The following is a 17,690-nucleotide window of genomic DNA, read 5'->3' as shown; positions in this document are numbered from 1 at the left end:
TCTTACCTCGTTAAAATAAAATATATAAGTCCCACAACAGAGCTTGAAGTAACTCCGAACACTATTACAGGTCCCGCGATCTTAAACATATTTGCTGCCATACCGAAAATGTAGCCTTCTTTTTGAAATTCCATTGCACTTGATACTATACTGTTTGCAAATCCGGTTATGGGAACGATAGAACCTGCTCCGGCTTTTTTACCGATATTGTCATATAATCCAAGTCCAGTTAATAAAGAACCTAAAAAGACCATTACGATTGATGTCATATTTGCGGCTTCAAGCATAGAAAAGCCCCTTCTAGAAAAGAAATTATTGATAAACTGACCAATCATACATATGATCCCCCCAACAATAAAAGACATATATAAATGACTCTTATTGGGAGTGGGTTTATTTTTCTTAACGACTTCTTGATAATCTTTGATATTTTTTTTATTTGATTCCATTTATAAACTCCTAAATAAAAATTTATTTTATTTTCCCCGAAAAACAAAAAAACTTTCAAAAATTTAACTTTCGAAAGTTTTTTTCATATTTTCTATTATTTTTTTCTCTAATCTGGATACCTGCACCTGTGAAAGTCCCAGAACTTCGGCTACTTCTTTTTGAGTTTTATTTTTAAAATATCTAAGCACTATTATCTGCCTGTCTCTTTTTTCAAGGTTCATAATAGCATTTTTCAAATCTAGCTTTTCAACTATCTTTTCATTGCTGTCGTTCTCATCTTTTATTTTATCCATTAATAAAATAGGAGTATTTTCATTGGTATTTAATTCTTTAGATAGACTTTCCGGCTGTCTGCAAGCTTCCAGAGCCATCAATACATCTTCCGATGAAACTCCGATTTTTTCGCTTAAATAGTCTATACTCGGTTCCACACCGTTTTTCTTTACATAATCTTCTCTGATTGTCTTTGTTTTTAAATAAATAGTCTTTAAATTTCTTCCTACTTTTATTATTCCTTCATCTCTGAAATATCTTTTATATTCTCCGTTTATGACGTATACCGCATAGGTTGAAAATTTAGTATTGAATTCAAAACTAAATCTTTTAATCGCCTTTATAAGTCCTATCGCTCCGATTTGAAACAAATCATCATAGCTTATGGAATATGAAAGATATCTCTTAAGTATGGAATTTATAAGAGGTGTGTTTATAACAGTCAGTTCTTCTAAAGAATTTTTATCTCCGTTTTGTGCGTTTACTATAAGTTCTTTTATCTCATCTGAAAAATAATCAATTTTTGCAGATTCGCTATTCATTATATGTATTGTTCCTATTAGAAATTTTTTTACTCATTATTAAAGTAGTCCCGTCGCCTTCTTTTGATGTGATACTTAGCTCATCCATAAAACTTTCCATTATAGTAAAGCCAAGTCCGGATCTTTCAAGTTCGGGTTTTGAAGTATATAAAGGTTCCTTAGCCTGATCTATATCTTTTATACCAACTCCGTCATCTATGATTTTAATCGTAACTTCTCTTTCTTTTATAAATGCTTCCATTGTTATCAAATGATTATCTTCATTGTTGTATGCATGTATTATTGAATTTGTCACCGCTTCCGATACACTGGTCTTTATATCATTTAGCTCATCTATAGTCGGATTTAACGGAAGTACAAAACTTGAAATGATAAGCCTTGCCAAAGATTCGTTTTCGGATATGCTTTTAAACGAAACATTTAAAAAATTATCTACTTTATTACCTATTTTCATATTTTTCTATCCCTTCTTCTAATGTATTAAATAAATCAAAAATCGAAAGTATTCCAGACATCCTAAGTATTTTTATAATTTGTTTATCTTTTGTGACCAAACCGCATTTTCCGTTTTCAGCAGATATTTTCTTATATCTTCCCATAAAAAGTCCTATACCCGCAGAGTCCATAAAGGTAAGTTCACTTAAATCAAAAATCAAATTTTTTATTTCTTTTTTACATAATGCGTAATCGATGTTTTCTCTTAAATCCAAAGTAACATGATCATCCAAATCACCCTTGATTTTGACAGTCAGAGTGTTACCTGTTATATTTATTTCAAAATTCATGATTTAACCTCTCTATATTATTTTTGCCTACATGATAGTACCAAAATATGCATGTAGAATTTTGAAAAATTTAGGGTTAAATCCAAATGTTTAATCATTTTTAAAAATAAAAAAGGAAGCAGATTATCTGCTTCCTTTTTATATCATACAAATGCTATCTTACTTATTTCATTGAATTTTCGTAAGATTCAACCATTCTTTTAACCATTTCACCACCGATAGAACCGGCTTCTTTACTAGTTAAATTACCATTATATCCATCTTGAAGATTAATGCTAAGTTCGCTAGCAACTTGTTTCTTAAATTGGTCTAAGCCTTTTTTAGCTTCTCTGTTGTTCATCTGTTTCACCTCCATTTATAAGTGTTATAATTCTATTATGGACTTTTGAAACAAAAATACACTGGAAAGTTCTGCCTGTTATTCAAATTTGAATAAACTTCGCTTTTTAGCCTGCTTTAGAGCGTTATATTTTTCTTTTAAAATCGATAATTCATATGATTTTTCTTTTAATTTCATTTTTAGTCTTGCGTTTTCGGTTATAAGTTCGTCCCTTTGTTTGAATGCGTCCTGCTGCTTTAAATTTTCGATTTCTTCACGTAAAGAATTTATCGTTTTTATTAGGCACGTAATATTATTATCTTCTTCTTTTGGTTTTTCTTCTTCGATTTCTTCAAAAATAATTTCATTTTTTGAACTATGAAGAGTTTCTTTTATTTCTTTATTTCTTTTTCCCTCGCCTTTTAAGGCTTCTATGTAACGAAATATGTCGATTTCCTTTGTTGTATAATATCTTCTGTTGTTCGAGCCTCTGGGGATTTGAAGTTCGAATTCGTCTTCATAAAATCTTAATAAATAAGGCTTACAATCTAAAATATTGGATGCTTGTGTAATAGTATATTTCAAAACTCTACTCCTTAAACAGTTTTTATATATATTACTCCAAATAATTTAAAAAATAAGCCTAAATTTGTCGTTTATTCAGTTTAAATTTATAATTTTATTATTTCTATATCATTTATCGTTTCTTCAATCAAATCTTCCACGTCTAACTTTGCTTCTTCTTCCAAAACTCTGGATAATTTAGGTTTTATTATGGGATGTTTGGGTACGAATATCGTACAGCAGTCCTCATATGGTCTGATAGAAATATCATAAGCATCGATTTTTCTGGAAATATCTACTATTTCGGTCTTGTCATAAGCTATAAGAGGTCTTAAAATCGGAAGAGCGGAACATTCATTTGTACAAGAGATACCTTCTATTGTCTGCGATGCCACTTGTCCCAAGCTTTCTCCGGTAATAAGAGCCTTCAAATCAAATTTATTTTTAAGTCTGTTTGCGATTTTTATCATAAATCTTCTAAGTATTACCGTTAGATATTCGCCTTCACAGTTAGATATTATCTGTTCTTGTATCTTGGTAAGACTGATATTTACAAGAGTTATGCCCATATTATAATCGCTTAAAACTTCCGCTAAATCTTTGACTTTTTCTTTTGCGTCCATACTCGTAAAAGGATAACTGTGAAAATGAAGTCCAACGATTTTCATACCCCTCTTGTTCATCAAATATCCCGCAACGGGAGAATCAAGTCCGCCGGATAAAAGAAGTCCTCCGACACCGCTTGAGTTCACGGGAAGCCCAGCATTACATCTTATATCTCCCGCATAAACATATGCATTCTCTCTTATTTCCACCTTTAAAACCGCTTCAGGGTTTCTCACATCGACTTTTAAGTCTTCAGTATTAATAAGTACATATGCTCCCACATCTTTGCTTATTTCAGGGGATTTTAAAGGATACTTCTTATCGCTTCTTTTTGTTTCGACCTTAAAAGTCTTATATCCGCCTTCTTTCATTACCATCAAAGCCACTTCTTTGATTTTGTCCATATCTTTTTCGACTTCGTAGCATTTTGTCAAATAAACTATTCCAAAAACTTTTTTAAGCCTTTCGATTATTTTATCCTCGTCTTCATTGTTATAACCGCTTACGATGATCCTGCTTTGTATCGTATGTACTTTGATATTTTCAAATTTTCTGAGAGAAAGTCTTATATTCTTTGCAAGTAAATCTACAAAGTATTTTCTGTTAAGTCCTTTAAGACTTATTTCCCCATACTTTACCATTATCATTTTCTTCATAAATTTTATCCCTACTTATATTTATTTAAAAGATTTAATCTATTTATACATTCTTTTAATTTTTCTATGAAATAATCTATTTCTTCTTTTGTATTAAATTCACTGAAACTTATCCTTATAGTTCCCTTAATAAGTTCATCTTCCACTCCTATTGCCTGTAAGATAGTGTTTACACTGCTGTTCCTTGCGGAGCATGCACTGGATACCGAAACGTAAATGTTGTATTCCTCCAGCATATGAAGAAGTACTTCTCCTTTTATACCCTTAAAACTTACATTTAAAATATGATAAGATATATCTGCTTTTTCGTAAGGAGTGTTTATTTGAAAATCTTTAATATTATCATTTAGTTTTTTGACCGCATATTCAAATAATTCTTTATAAATATTTTTATTTTCTTTATAATTTTTATTCGTAATTTTGATTGCTTCGTTAAATCCCGCAATCAAAGGAGTATTTACCGTCCCGCTCCTGAAGCTTTCCTGCTGTCCTCCGCCGTGAATAAGAGGAGTAAGAGTAATGTTTTCTTTGAGTACAAGTGCACCGACACCCTTCGGACCATGGAATTTATGAGCACTCAAAGAAATCATATCAGCTTCTTTTAAATGTAAGTCCACTTTTCCCACAGCCTGTGTTGCGTCTATATGTACTAAAACATTTTCATTCTTTTCTTTTATTTTTTTTATTATACTTTCTATATCCTGAACCACACCGAACTCATTATTTACATAAATAATGCTCACAAGTTTGGTATGCTCGTCAATATTATTAATCAGTTCATCGATATTTACTACACCGAATTCATTGACTGTAATATATTTCGTAGTTACATTCAAGCTTTCAAAATATCTAAATGTGTTCGTTACACAGGGATGCTCAATATTGGTGGTTATTATATTGACATCTTCAAGATTTTTATATTTAGCCAAAGTTCCTTTTACTGCAAGATTGACCGATTCGCTTGCACCGGAGGTAAAGATTACTCTTCTTTTACCGTCGATACCAAGCAATTTTAAAAGATTATCTTTTGTTTCTTTAAGTATCTTCCCCGCTTCAAACCCTTTTTTATGTACAGCGGAAGGATTTGCGTATTCTTCCAAAAAGTATTTACTGACTTCTTTTGACACTTCTTCATAACAAATAGTAGTAGCGGCATTATCAAAATAGATTTCTTCCATTTAAATAAACTCCTTAACCACATATTTTGAAGTAAAAGCCCTTAAAGCCGCAGTATAATACATATAAAGTTCAAAAGTATCTCCGATTTTATAATCTTTACTGCTGTCTGTGATGTCTATTATAAGATGGTCACTGCTTCCTCCGAGGATTTTTGTATCCTTATCCAAAGGGAACATATCCATATCTATATCCTGCTTCCCTACGGATAATATCGCTCTCTTTCTCATACCTTCATCTATGAACTCAGGCTTTGAATTAAGAGCCGAAAAGCCTCTTTTACCGATTGGTATAGATGGTTTTTCTTTTATTTCTATTATTTCTGCTTTTATTATAAAAGCGTCTTTATTCATTCCTTCGATATGACTTCTGTAAGTACAGTCCCTGCCAAATAAAATGGTATCACCTATCCTGATATTGGTTACACCTTTAACGGGATTATCTTCTCTGAACAGTGTATAGCTTGTAGAGTTACCTCCAGAAACTATATCCAGCTTGGTATTTAACTTATCTTCCAGAAGCTCGTTTACTTTTACCAGATTTGTAAGGTTGTTTTCATCGGGAAGCACTCCCCCGTAACAGGTAAGATTTGTGGCTACTCCTCTGAGTTTAATATTAGTCAAGTTTTTTATTCTTTTAGCACTGTCGACTATATCTTTTTTATCAAAATATCCTTCTCTTAAATCTCCAACGTCGAACATAAGAAGAATATCATGAACTTTGTTTTGTATTTTAGCTTCTTCATTAAGAGCTTCGACTGTTTCATATTCACTGTTTAGAGATATATCGCTGTACCTTACGACTTCTTCGGCTTCTGAAATACTAGGAAGCCTCATAAGCCATTTTTCAGCGTCGATATCTTTTATATTTTTAAGATTATCTATCCTTGAATCACCGAACTTATTTATCCCTGCCTGCATTAAAGTATCAACGATAACGGGATTACAGCAGTGAAGCTTTGTAACAGAAGTTATATCTACGTTATATTTATCTAAAGTATTCTTTACGATCTTTGCATTATCGTATATTTTATTTAAGTTGATTTTTAATGTAGGTTTCATGATTTTTATCCTTATTAGTTTTTAAATGAATGCACGGGAGCAGGTATCCTTCCGCCCCTTTGTATGAAGTCACCGCTGCTGAAGCTGTTTACTTCCATTATAGGTGCAGAACCGAAAAGTCCGCCCCAATCTACTTTATCGCCGACTTTTTTACCGTAAACGGGTACGACCCTTACGGCTGTGGTTTTATTATTTATTACTCCTATTGCCGCTTCATCGGCAATCATAGCGGAAATTGTATCTTCCGGAGTATCCCAAGGGATAGCTATCATATCAAGACCTACCGAACATACGCTTGTCATAGCTTCCAGTTTATCGAATTTAAGACATCCGTCTTCCACTGCGGCTATCATCCTATTGTCTTCACTTACGGGAATGAAAGCTCCCGATAGACCTCCAACATGACTTGAAGCCATGATACCGCCTTTTTTCACTGCGTCGGTAAGCATTGCAAGAGCAGCCGTACTTCCATGAGCACCGCATCTTTCAAGCCCCATTACTTCAAGTATCTCAGCAACACTGTCTCCTATAGCAGGAGTAGGTGCTAAAGATAAATCAAGTATCCCGAAAGGAACATCCAGACGCTTGCTGACTTCATGACCTATCAAAGAACCGGCTCTGGTTATTTTAAAAGCAGTCCTCTTGATAGTTTCAGCTATTTCATCTACAGTAGCACCTTTCATGCCTTCAAGAGCAGTCTTAACAACGCCCGGTCCGCTTACACCAACGTTTATGACTTTTTCCGCTTCTCCCACACCATGGAAAGCGCCTGCCATAAACGGATTATCTTCAACGGCATTTGCAAACACTACAAATTTTGCACAACCGAAGGAATTGTCATCTCTGCTTAAATACGCAGCCTTTTTGATAAGCGGTCCCATTTTCTTGACCGCATTGAAATTAATACCGGATTTTGTGCTTCCGAGGTTTACACTTGAACACATATTCGTAGTTTCCGTAAGAGCATAAGGGATAGACTCCAAAAAGCTTTCGTCGCTTTTTGTACATCCTTTTTGAACAAGAGCGGAATATCCTCCGATGATATCAACGCCAACTTCTTTTGCCGCATTATCAAGTGCCTTTGCATATTCTATCCATTCATCTACATTATTTGCACAGGCAAGAGCTATCGGAGTTACGGAAATCCTTTTATTTACGATAGGTATCCCATATTCGTCCGCAACGGTATCGGCTGTTTTAACCAAATCTTTGGCTAATGTGGTAATCTTATCATATATTTTCTTAGTAGCTTTTTTATAATCGGAATCGAAGCAGTCAAGCAAAGAAATACCGAGAGTAGTAGTTCTTATATCCAAATTTTCGACTTCCAGCATTTTAATAGTATCAAGTACGTCTTTGTATATCATAACTCACTCCTTAAATCTTATGCATGGTATCAAATAATTCTTCTTTTTGAAGTCTTATCGATAACCCAACTTCTTCTGCAGTCTTATCTAGTTCTTCCTTTAAAGATTTAAATGCAGTTTTTTCTTCATCTATAGTAACGAGCATCAGCATTGTAAAATAATCCTGCATAACGGTTTGAGAGATATCTTCAATGTTTACTTTAAGTTCGCTTAGCACTTTTGAAACATTATAAATGATACCTGTTTTATCTTTTCCTATTACAGTAATAATTGCTTTCATATTCTCCTCCGAGTTATGTATTTTTTTGTTTTAAACTAAATTATATATTACCATATTTAGCTTTATATTAAAAGCATTGTTTGATATAATTTAGTTATAAGGAGGCAAAAAAATGAAAGTAAAATATCTATATAACAGCGGATTTATAATTGAAACCCATAAGTATATTTTAGTAATAGACAGCATGCATAAAACAGAAGTAGAAAATAAAAACAACAAGAAAGAATTATATTTTGCGACCCATTCTCATATGGACCATTACAATAAATTTATTTTGGAAAAGGAAACAGTGATACTTAGCGATGATATAAAAGTAAAAGAACACGACCGTAAAAATAAAATTTATTTTGTAAAGCCATATGAAAAATTGAGAGTAGGTGACATAAAAATCGAAACCTTTGGTTCGACCGACCTCGGAGTAAGCTATTTGATAGAAGCTGACGGGAAGCTTATTTTCCACAGTGGTGATTTGAATTGGTGGCACTGGGAAAACGACGATAAAGAAACCCAGGAAAAAGAAGCGGTTGATTACGAAAAAGAAATACTCAAATTAAAAAATGTCCTTGACGGTAAGAAGCTTGACCTTGCTTTCGTCCCGGTAGACAGAAGGCTGGGCGAAAATTCAATTCTTGCCATAAACTTCTTCCTTGAAAATATCGCCTCTAAAGAAGTATTTCCAATGCACTTTGGCGGAAACTACAGATATATAAAGGATTTAGAGCAGGTAATAGAAAAATTCAAAAATGTTCATATCCATATAATAGAAGAAGAAAATCAAATATTTAGTATTTAAAAAGCACAACTAATTGTGCTTTTTGTTTTATAGTATTTTCTTAAATAAAATTCCCTCGTCCCCATGTCCCTCATAAACAAACCCGTTACCCGTTAATACCTTTTTAGATATTACGTTTTCTTCGTTGGTTTGAGCACAAACACATTTAACACCATTTTGTTTTAATGCCCACTCGGTAATACCTTTTACCACTTCGGTGGCATATCCATGATGTTGATAGTCTTCATTAATCCCATATCCGATTTCTACACTACCTTCATTATCAGGTTTACACTTAAAACAAAGACCTCCTATGGTCACACTCGATTTTAATTTGATTTCCCAGTTAGTACCCCACTCTTCAAAACCATTAAGTTTTTCCATATTGGTTATCATTTCTTTATATGCCTAATTTCATTACATTATTTTTTCATTTTTATACATGATTTTAAGTTCATCGATTTCAAGAGGGACTATATCAAGTCTCTCGTTTTTTACTATTATGTTTTTCATACTTATATTTTTCTTTAACCTACTTAATATAAAAAAGCGAGGATATACCCCGCTTAAATTTATTTACCAAGTATTTTATATGCGTCTTCCATGATTTTTACCGCAGAAGTAAGACCTATTCCAAATCTTGAACAGCCTGCGTCTATCATGTCGTAAACGCTATCCAAGCTTCTTACTCCGCCCGCAGCCTTTATCTTTGCGTCGTTACCCACTACGGATTTTATAAGTTTGATAGTTTCCACCGTTGTAGGTTTATCTGCCCAGCCGGTACCGGTTTTAACGTATGTAACCCCGCTTTTAACGGCAATTTCGCTGGCTCTTTTTATTTCGTCGTCCGTTAAATATGCAATTTCCAGTATTGATTTTACAGGCTTACCGTCAGCTGCGTCAACCACCGCTTTTATATCGTCGGAAACGACATCGTACATTCCCGATTTTAAAGCTCCCACATTTATTACCATATCAAATTCGTCAGCACCTAGCTTATGTCCGTCTTCGACACCTATTATCTTCATCTTTGTAGGTTCTGCACCGGAAGGGAAACCAACTGCAATACCCAGCTTTGTATTAGGCACTTCTTTTAATTTCTCTGCAAGATACTCTTCAAATACGGGCATAACGAATGCTGCTATGAAATCATATTTTTTAGCCATTTCAACCAAATTATCGATTTCGTTTATCGTTACATCGGTCCTGACCGCACTTATATCAATCATCCTGCTTAGATTTTCAAGGTCTTTATATTCTCTCATTTGATTTACCCCTTTATTTTTCTCTTCCTACCATTTCTATTTCAAGTTCATATTTACTTCCGACTATCTTAGAGTGGTCTATACATATAGGGTTATCGCCCATATAGCAAGTCCTCTTAAGTTCAATGAGTGCATTGCCCACGGGAACATTGAGCATTTGACTTTCCTCGAAAGTAGCGTTTTTTGCCGATATAAGTTCGGTCGCAGAATCGAAATTTATTCCATATTCCCTTTCCAAAAAAGCGTAAAGAGAATATATTTCATCCTGTCTCTTCATGATATCGGGAACATCTTCTTTTCTTAGGTAATTCTTTACTATAGCTATAGGCACTCCGTTCGCAAGCTGTATCCTCTGGATCCTTATAATAGTCGTACCGTTTTCTATCCCAAGCCTGTCACTTATAAAGTCATCTGCCGCAACAGTATCTATAAAAATATTTTTAGGCTTAACATCATAACCTTTGTGTCTCAATGTTTCCGATACGGATGTAACGTGATTTAAACTCTGCATTGTTTTATTGTCCGTTACAACGGTACCTTTACCCTGCTGAGCCTTTAAAAACCCTTCGCGTGAAAGTAGGTCAACTGCCTTTCTTACCGTAGTCCTGCTGACGTTGAACATCTTTTCTATCTCGGGTTCCGGGGGTATCAAATCTCCCGGTTTATAATATCCGTTTTCAATTTTTTCTTTGAAATATGTATATAATTTACTGTATTGGTATACTTTGTCCATTTCTTTACCCCCTACTGTTAACTCTATTCTAATATAAAAACGTATTTAAATCAATAAAAAAGAGTGATAAACATCATTATCACTCTAAATTATTTGATTTAATATTCATACTTAAGCGTATTGTCCGATATCCAGTCTCATTTTATCGGCAACCATAGCAATAAATTCCGAATTTGTAGGTTTTCCTTTGTTTTGGTCGATAGTATATCCGAATATCTTATCTATTGTTTCTACTTTACCTCTGTTCCATGCAACTTCGATTGCATGTCTGATTGCTCTTTCAACTCTGCTTGGAGTTGTATTATACTTTTCTGCAATCATTGGATAAAGAGTTTTTGTGATACCTCCGAGCAATTCAACATCGTCGATAACAAGTTTGATAGCTTCTCTTAAATATATATAACCTTTGATATGTGCAGGTACTCCGACTTCATGTAAGATAGAAGTCACGGCTACCTGATAATTTTTATCTTTTTTCTGCTGTCCTTTTTTAGGTGTATCTAAAACATCAGGAGAAAAATATGCATCGATTTCTCTGGATAGTTCCCCTAAGTCAAACGGTTTTAAGAAATAATAATCCGCTCCTAAATTTACTGTTTGTCTGGTAAAAGATTCTCCTCCCACTGCAGACATCATAACAACATGAGGTGAATAATCCTTCATATTTTTCTTGTTTAATTTTTCTAAAACTCCAATACCGTCAAGCATAGGCATGATAGTATCTACCAGTAAGATGTCGGGTCTTTCTTTTTCAACCACATCTATAAGATCCTTTCCGTTACCTACTACGCCCACAACGTTGTAATTTTCTTTTTCTTCAAAATGGTTTTTAACAGCCAAGGCAAATTTTTCATTATCATCTGCTATTGCAACTTTGTATACCATATTTCTCCTCCTGAATAAATATTATTTTGTTTAATTTTAATTTCTTTTAAAGATTACTACAATTTATATGCAAAGTTTGTCTAATTTTGTTTAGCTAATAAATCTTCTAAAAGCCATTCTATATATATTCCATAACCTTTTGTGGGATCGGAAATGAAAACATGTGTAACCGCGCCGACAAGCTTACCGTCCTGGATTATAGGGCTTCCGCTCATTCCTTGAACGATACCTCCGGTCTTACTTAAAAGTTCCTTATCGGTTACTTCTATAAGCATGCTTTTGGTATTTTTTTTGGTTTGTTTGTAAGTTTTTTTAATTTTTATATCAAATAATCTAGGTCCGCTGCTATCAATGGTAGTCAATATCTGAGCTTTTCCTTCTTTTATTTTATCCTGCAGGGCTATGTCCAAAGCGTTACTTGTAGTAACTTTTTTTGTAACATCTCCGTAAAGTCCGTAATCATTGTTTAAATGAATAGACCCGATAATATCTTTTTTATCTGCTTTAAGTACACCTCTGAGTTCGCCGGGAGCATTTCTTTTCCCTTTGACGATACTGATAAGCTCACTTTCAATCACGTTTCCGTTTTTGACCGGCATGATTATCCCGGTATCAACATCATTGATACTGTGTCCCAAAGCAACAAATCTTGATTTATCTTCATTATAGCAAGTAAGAGTCCCAATCCCCGCAACGCTGTCACGTACCCACAGACCGATTTTATATTTATTGTCTTTCTTAGCCTTTACAGGTGTGATTTTAATGGTCTCTTCGGTATTCTCTCTCTTTATGACCATAGATAAATCTTTATGATTTAGTTTATTCAGCTCGCTTATAACCTCTTTTGCGTTATAAACTTTTTTATCGTTTATTTTTACAATGATATCTCCCATTTTTATTCCCGCATCTTTTGCGGGACAAACTTCATTGTCGTTTACATCTATAATAGACTGGAACTGAACGGCTATAGCGCCTTTTGTGTTCATGCTGACACCGACCAAATTCCCCGACGGATGAAGTTTTACATTGGGGTATACGTTTATGTTATAATTATTTATTGGAACTATTCCAAACAGCTTCGCCTTTAATTTATATTTACCTGTGGAGGAAGAATAAACATCTATTTTGTCATTATCTACATTATAGTTTTTTTCACTCTTACCGTTTACCTTTAAATCTTCGTTTTCATTTTGAATACTGCAGTTTTTAGGTAAATTTAAAGAAACGCTCGTTGTTTGGCTGGATAAAACAGTTATTTCCTTTGTCGAAAAATTAAGATAAAGAATATAAGCTGATATTATTAATATTAATGATAAAAATCCAAAAAGAATTCTTTTCTTTTTTACTGCATTCACTTTTTATACCTCGTTTGTTTTTTCTCTATTTTCCCCAATGAAAGGAAAAATATAAACAAACTTTAAAAGTGATTACTGTTTTTTTGATTTTTTTGCGTTATCAAGCATGTCCTTTGCATACATGAACGCATTATCACTGATACTTTCTCCGCTTATTATCCTAACCAACTCATTTACTTTCTCTTCTTCATTCAATCTCTCAAATGAAGTATATGTTTTTTCCCCTTTTATTTCTTTTTTTATGAAATAATTGGTATCTCCCATTGCAGCTATCTGCGGAAGATGTGTTATTGCCATGATTTGATGATTTTTGGAAAGCTCCCACATCTGCTTCGCTACTACAAGTGCGGTCTGTCCGCTTATCCCTGTGTCTATTTCATCAAATATCAATGAGTCGATATTATCACTTTCTGATAATATCCTCTTGAAAGAAAGCATTATTCTCGATATTTCACCTCCCGATGCAATTTTACTGATAGGTTTCAAGCTCTCCCCTTTGTTTGTTGATATTAAAAATGTAATATCGTCAATGCCTTTTTTATTAAAACTCTCATTTTCCGTCAAATCTTTAAACTGAGCTGTAAAGACAGTCCCTTTCATCGACAGAAGTTCGAGGTTTTTACTGATTTTTTCACAAAAATCTTTTGCGATTTTTTTTCTCTTATCCCTTAAAATATAAGAATTATCGAGATAAGTCTCCCTTTTTTCTTTTAAATCTTTTTCTAATAATGTAATCTTTTCGTCATAATTATTTATAAGCTCCAATTCTTCGCTTATATTTTCCTTATACTCCAAGATTTCTTCAATGGTAGAACCATATTTTTTCTTTAAATTATTGATTTTATTGAGTTTACTTTCTATGTCATTGAGTTCTGACGGATTAAAGGTTATAGAATCCCTGTAGTCCCTCAAGAAGAATATGACTTCATCTATCAAAGTTTTCCCTTCTGAGAGCATTTCTATGCTTTCTTTCACGCTGTCATCAAACCTTTCGACTTCCGAAAACATCTTCTCCGCTTCGGCAAGATTGATTGAAACATTATTTTCTCCTTTATAAAGAAGAGAATAAGCACCATCGATATAATTGTAGATATTTTGAGAATTTAGAAGAAGCTTTTCTCTTTTTGACAAAGCTTCGTCTTCTCCGATTTCCAACTCTACTTCGTCTATTTCTTTAAACTGTCTTGTAAGCAAACCCAAATTATCTTCATTTTCTTTTGCTTTGCTTTTTATATTTTTAAACTCTTTTTCTGCCTTTTTATATTCAAAATAAGACCTTTCGACATTTTCAAGATCATCGTTTATTAAATTATTTCCGTAAGCATCAAGAAAAGATAAATGAGTATGCTGATTTAGTAGTTTTTGATGTTCATGCTGACCGTGGATATCGATTAGATGTGTACCTATTTCTTTGAGGGTAGAAACATTTACAAGGGAGTTATTGACTCTGCATATATTCCTTCCCTTTGATGATATCTCTCTGTTTAAAATAAGTGTACCGTCGCTGTAGTCGATAGAAAGGTCGTCCAAAATATTTTTAAGCTCCAAACTGTTATCATCAACGGTAAAAAGTGCTTGGATATTAGCTTTATCCTGTCCCGTCCTGATATTTTCAAGTCTTGCATGTTCTCCGAGAACAAGGGAAAGGGCTCCTATGATAATTGATTTACCGGCACCGGTTTCCCCGGTTATGATATTGAGTCCTTCGTCAAAATCAATACTTAATTTATCTATGATCGCATAGTTATTTATATTAAGTGATAAAAGCATATTTCTATCCTTTCTTTAATAATGATTCAAACTTTTTAACAAGTGCCTTTGCGTTATCTTCCGTTCTGACTAAAATAAATAGTGTATCATCCCCTGCAACGGTCCCTATTACCTCATTCAATTTAAGTGCGTCTATAGCAACTCCCGCAGCCTGAGCCATTCCTGTTATGGTATGCAAACATACGAAATTAGCCGCGTAATCTATAGTCAAGACCGCTTCACGGAATACATTTACTATCCTGTCATCAAGTTCGGAACTCTGATTTGAATAAGCGGCGTATTTGTATTTTCCGCTTTTAGTCATTACTTTGACAAGTTTCATCTGTCTGATGTCCCTTGAAACTGTTGCTTGAGTCACGTTTATGCCGGCTTCTCTCAAGTGCTCCGTCAAATCTTCCTGAGTTTCAACTTCGTATTTATTTAAAATTTCTAAAATCTTAGAATGTCTGTCAATCTTCATTATCCAAATCTCCTTCCGCTATAGGATTTTTAATTTTATTTACAAGTAAAGAATAAAAGTTATAATCGTCAAATCTTATGAAATGTGCTTTCATATCGCTCTTCTTAACGATTATTTCATTATCCGATATTTCAGGTTCGAAGCTATCTATGAACACACTGGTTATCTTCGGATTAAATTTTATTTTAACAACATCTTTGGAATTCACTATAATACTTGTGTTGTTCAACGTATGAGGACAAATAGGATTTATAATAAATAAATCACAGTTTGGATTTACGACAGGTCCTCCGCTTGAAAGGTTATAGGCTGTAGAGCCCGTAGGTCCTGCAATTATAACTCCGTCCGCAAGATAATCCGCAAATACTTCGTCATTTATAAATACTTTATATTCCGCAACCCCGTAATGATTTTTTCTGAACAGTACGGTATCATTTAGAGCAAAACCGAGTTTCATACCATTTTTATCGTATACATCTAGAAGCATCCTGTCATCAAGGGTATAATTTCCGTCTATAGCCTTATCTATATATTCTTTCCATTGATTTTTTTCTACATTGGCAAGAAATCCAACGGTACCGAAGTTTATACCAAGTATAGGTTTTTCATATTTCCCCACCTGAGAAAGAGCCTTTAAAATAGTTCCGTCTCCTCCGATAATAATTAAAAATTCCACATCTTTGATATTTTCTTGATTCAATATGGAGAAATTATCTTTATCAGGGTCATTCAAAGGTTCTTCCAAGTATATATGTATACCTTTTTCATATAGGTAATGTACTATTTGCTTTGTGAAGGTCAAATATCTGTCTTTTTTATTATTAGTTATTATTCCAACATATCTTTCTTTCATTATCACTTAAGCTCCTTATGTGCATCTTCAACACATTTTTCTACAGTCGTTTCTATATCAATTATATTATCTTCATTCTTGGTTACATATGCAATAAATTCTCTGTTCCCTTTGGGACCTTTTATCGGAGAATAATCCAATTTTTCTACATATAAACCTTTATCTTTAAGTCCGTATATCACATCTTTAACTACTTTTTTATGGATATTTTTATCTTTTATAATACCGTTTCCTACCAAATCTTTTCCCGCTTCAAACTGCGGTTTTATCAGACAGATATAAAATCCATCATCTTTTAGGAAATTTAATAAGTTGTCCGCAAGTTTTAAAATAGAGATAAATGATACGTCCATTACGGCTGCATCTACCAATTCTCCTACTTTTTCAAATTCCATATTTCTGAAATTCGTCTTCTCCAAGCAGACTACTCTCTCATCCTGTCTCAGTTTATAGGCAAACTGTCCATAACCGACATCAATGCTATAAACTTTCTTTGCTCCGTTTTGAAGCAGACAGTCGGTAAATCCTCCGCTGGAAGCTCCCACATCCATACAAATTTTATCAGTTACGTCGGCACCAAATACTTTAAGTGCCTTATCAAGCTTAAAACCTCCTCTGCTTACAAAGGGGTTATCGTTTCCTTTTATTATTATATTGGAATATATGTCAACTTTAGTCCCCGCTTTATCTACTCTTTGGTCATTTACGAAAACCACACCTGCCATTATTAGCCTCTTAGCTTTCTCTCTGCTTTCAGCCATACCGCTTTCAAACAAGAGAACGTCTAATCTTTCTTTGCTTTTCATTTTTCGCTTCTCCTTTTGAATGAAAACAGTTCTACAAAGACAGCAGCCTTTCTTACTATTTCCGTGGAATTCGCCATTGCGATATGTTTACCGAGAGCTTTTCCCCCTACGGTAAGCGCCGCAACGACACCGTTTAAGATTATGCTTATGACAAAAGTCTCCGATAAATTATAAATTGCAGCTATTTTTACTATTATAATGGCAACCGTAGCACCACTGATGATACCGCAGATATCACCGATAACATCGTTACAGATATTTGAAACCTGAGAGGCCTTGGAAACCAAATCCACTGCTTTTCTTGCTCCCTTTACTTTATTTGCCGCCATTGCATTGAAAGGTGCCACCCCCTCTGTTGTAACGGCTGTACCGACCATATCGCATATGATACCTATAGCAATAATGGCTACTAGAACGAATAAAGCACCCACCAAACCTGCATTCCCCACAAGTGTTTCGCTTATAACATTAAAGGCCATTGATAAGCCGAAGGTCAAAAAGGTTATCTTTATTGCCCAGCTCCTGCCTTCATTTTTTTTATCTTTTGACATCTTTCCTCCAATTTCACTATATTATAGCATATTTTTACATTTTTTTAATACTTATATTCAAATGGACAATTCTATATCAAAAACAGGTCAATTTGATGTAAATAATCACAAGATGTAGTATTTATTATTTTTATAATATCATCATATAGTATATCATAAAT

22 protein-coding genes are annotated in these 17,690 nt (G+C 33.8%); 1 reads left to right on the top strand and 21 read right to left on the bottom strand.

What is annotated here, in order from left to right:
• Window positions 1-2 precede the first annotated feature (2 nt).
• From spoVAC to NSA01_RS04220, 11 genes are all read right to left on the bottom strand, one after another.
• On the bottom strand, window positions 3-449 hold the full coding sequence (spoVAC, locus tag NSA01_RS04270) for a stage V sporulation protein AC (protein ID WP_257480273.1): 447 nt from the start codon (window positions 447-449) through the stop codon (window positions 3-5).
• A 63-nt stretch (window positions 450-512) separates the two neighbouring features.
• On the bottom strand, window positions 513-1,265 hold the full coding sequence (locus NSA01_RS04265) for a sigma-70 family RNA polymerase sigma factor (protein WP_257480272.1): 753 nt from the start codon (window positions 1,263-1,265) through the stop codon (window positions 513-515).
• The gene (gene spoIIAB, locus NSA01_RS04260; RefSeq protein WP_257480271.1) at window positions 1,258-1,719 is read right to left on the bottom strand and encodes an anti-sigma F factor; all 462 of its coding nucleotides are present in this window, start codon (window positions 1,717-1,719) and stop codon (window positions 1,258-1,260) included. Before spoIIAB ends, NSA01_RS04265 begins: the two co-directional genes overlap by 8 nt.
• The gene (locus tag NSA01_RS04255) at window positions 1,706-2,050 is read right to left on the bottom strand and encodes an STAS domain-containing protein (RefSeq protein WP_257480270.1); all 345 of its coding nucleotides are present in this window, start codon (window positions 2,048-2,050) and stop codon (window positions 1,706-1,708) included. The genes spoIIAB and NSA01_RS04255 overlap by 14 nt, the downstream gene beginning before the upstream one ends.
• Window positions 2,051-2,213: 163 nt before the next feature.
• Window positions 2,214-2,390, bottom strand: coding sequence for an alpha/beta-type small acid-soluble spore protein (locus tag NSA01_RS04250; protein WP_242648090.1), 177 nt, complete (start codon window positions 2,388-2,390; stop codon window positions 2,214-2,216).
• Window positions 2,391-2,468: 78 nt separating this feature from the next.
• On the bottom strand, window positions 2,469-2,954 hold the full coding sequence (locus NSA01_RS04245) for a MerR family transcriptional regulator (protein WP_257480269.1): 486 nt from the start codon (window positions 2,952-2,954) through the stop codon (window positions 2,469-2,471).
• Window positions 2,955-3,040: 86 nt separating this feature from the next.
• On the bottom strand, window positions 3,041-4,195 hold the full coding sequence (thiI, locus tag NSA01_RS04240) for a tRNA uracil 4-sulfurtransferase ThiI (protein WP_257480268.1): 1,155 nt from the start codon (window positions 4,193-4,195) through the stop codon (window positions 3,041-3,043).
• Between the two features lie 11 nt (window positions 4,196-4,206).
• Window positions 4,207-5,373 (bottom strand): cysteine desulfurase family protein, encoded by a 1,167-nt coding sequence (locus NSA01_RS04235; RefSeq protein ID WP_257480267.1) that lies wholly within the window; start codon window positions 5,371-5,373, stop codon window positions 4,207-4,209.
• Complete coding sequence (locus NSA01_RS04230; protein WP_257480266.1) at window positions 5,374-6,432, bottom strand: alanine/ornithine racemase family PLP-dependent enzyme; 1,059 nt, start codon at window positions 6,430-6,432, stop codon at window positions 5,374-5,376.
• Between the two features lie 14 nt (window positions 6,433-6,446).
• Entirely contained in the window at window positions 6,447-7,799 is a 1,353-nt protein-coding gene (locus tag NSA01_RS04225) for a PFL family protein (RefSeq protein ID WP_257480265.1), read from the bottom strand.
• Window positions 7,800-7,809: 10 nt separating this feature from the next.
• On the bottom strand, window positions 7,810-8,079 hold the full coding sequence (locus NSA01_RS04220) for an ACT domain-containing protein (protein ID WP_257480264.1): 270 nt from the start codon (window positions 8,077-8,079) through the stop codon (window positions 7,810-7,812).
• Window positions 8,080-8,191: 112 nt separating this feature from the next.
• Here NSA01_RS04220 and NSA01_RS04215 point away from each other — a divergent pair, with 112 nt between their 5' ends.
• Window positions 8,192-8,872 carry an MBL fold metallo-hydrolase gene (locus tag NSA01_RS04215; protein WP_257480263.1) on the top strand — a complete coding sequence of 227 codons (681 nt, stop codon included), beginning with the start codon at window positions 8,192-8,194 and terminating at the stop codon, window positions 8,870-8,872.
• Window positions 8,873-8,899: 27 nt separating this feature from the next.
• Here NSA01_RS04215 and NSA01_RS04210 read toward each other — a convergent pair whose 3' ends face one another.
• From NSA01_RS04210 to NSA01_RS04165, 10 genes are all read right to left on the bottom strand, one after another.
• Entirely contained in the window at window positions 8,900-9,235 is a 336-nt protein-coding gene (locus NSA01_RS04210; RefSeq protein WP_257480262.1) for a GNAT family N-acetyltransferase, read from the bottom strand.
• A gap of 188 nt (window positions 9,236-9,423) precedes the next feature.
• On the bottom strand, window positions 9,424-10,116 hold the full coding sequence (gene deoC / locus NSA01_RS04205) for a deoxyribose-phosphate aldolase (protein WP_257480261.1): 693 nt from the start codon (window positions 10,114-10,116) through the stop codon (window positions 9,424-9,426).
• Window positions 10,117-10,129: 13 nt separating this feature from the next.
• Window positions 10,130-10,849, bottom strand: a complete 720-nt coding sequence (locus tag NSA01_RS04200) for a GntR family transcriptional regulator (protein ID WP_257480260.1) — start codon at window positions 10,847-10,849, stop codon at window positions 10,130-10,132.
• A 111-nt stretch (window positions 10,850-10,960) separates the two neighbouring features.
• Complete coding sequence (gene spo0A, locus NSA01_RS04195; RefSeq protein ID WP_007049274.1) at window positions 10,961-11,734, bottom strand: sporulation transcription factor Spo0A; 774 nt, start codon at window positions 11,732-11,734, stop codon at window positions 10,961-10,963.
• An 80-nt stretch (window positions 11,735-11,814) separates the two neighbouring features.
• Entirely contained in the window at window positions 11,815-13,089 is a 1,275-nt protein-coding gene (gene spoIVB, locus NSA01_RS04190; RefSeq protein ID WP_257480259.1) for a SpoIVB peptidase, read from the bottom strand.
• 72 nt (window positions 13,090-13,161) lie between these two features.
• The gene (gene recN, locus NSA01_RS04185; RefSeq protein ID WP_257480258.1) at window positions 13,162-14,859 is read right to left on the bottom strand and encodes a DNA repair protein RecN; all 1,698 of its coding nucleotides are present in this window, start codon (window positions 14,857-14,859) and stop codon (window positions 13,162-13,164) included.
• Between the two features lie 4 nt (window positions 14,860-14,863).
• On the bottom strand, window positions 14,864-15,319 hold the full coding sequence (locus tag NSA01_RS04180; protein WP_257480257.1) for an arginine repressor: 456 nt from the start codon (window positions 15,317-15,319) through the stop codon (window positions 14,864-14,866).
• On the bottom strand, window positions 15,309-16,172 hold the full coding sequence (locus NSA01_RS04175) for an NAD(+)/NADH kinase (RefSeq protein WP_257480256.1): 864 nt from the start codon (window positions 16,170-16,172) through the stop codon (window positions 15,309-15,311). The genes NSA01_RS04180 and NSA01_RS04175 overlap by 11 nt, the downstream gene beginning before the upstream one ends.
• Window positions 16,173-16,174: 2 nt before the next feature.
• A complete protein-coding gene (locus NSA01_RS04170) occupies window positions 16,175-16,978 on the bottom strand; it encodes a TlyA family RNA methyltransferase (protein WP_257480255.1) in 804 nt (267 codons plus the stop codon).
• Window positions 16,975-17,529: a hypothetical protein gene (locus NSA01_RS04165; protein WP_257480254.1), complete on the bottom strand. Its 555-nt coding sequence runs from the start codon at window positions 17,527-17,529 to the stop codon at window positions 16,975-16,977. Before NSA01_RS04165 ends, NSA01_RS04170 begins: the two co-directional genes overlap by 4 nt.
• Window positions 17,530-17,690: the final 161 nt, after the last annotated feature.

The sequence above is a fragment of the Anaerofustis stercorihominis genome (genome assembly GCF_024623185.1).
Taxonomy (GTDB): domain Bacteria; phylum Bacillota; class Clostridia; order Eubacteriales; family Anaerofustaceae; genus Anaerofustis.
This window is presented reverse-complemented; position numbering and strand designations above follow the sequence as displayed.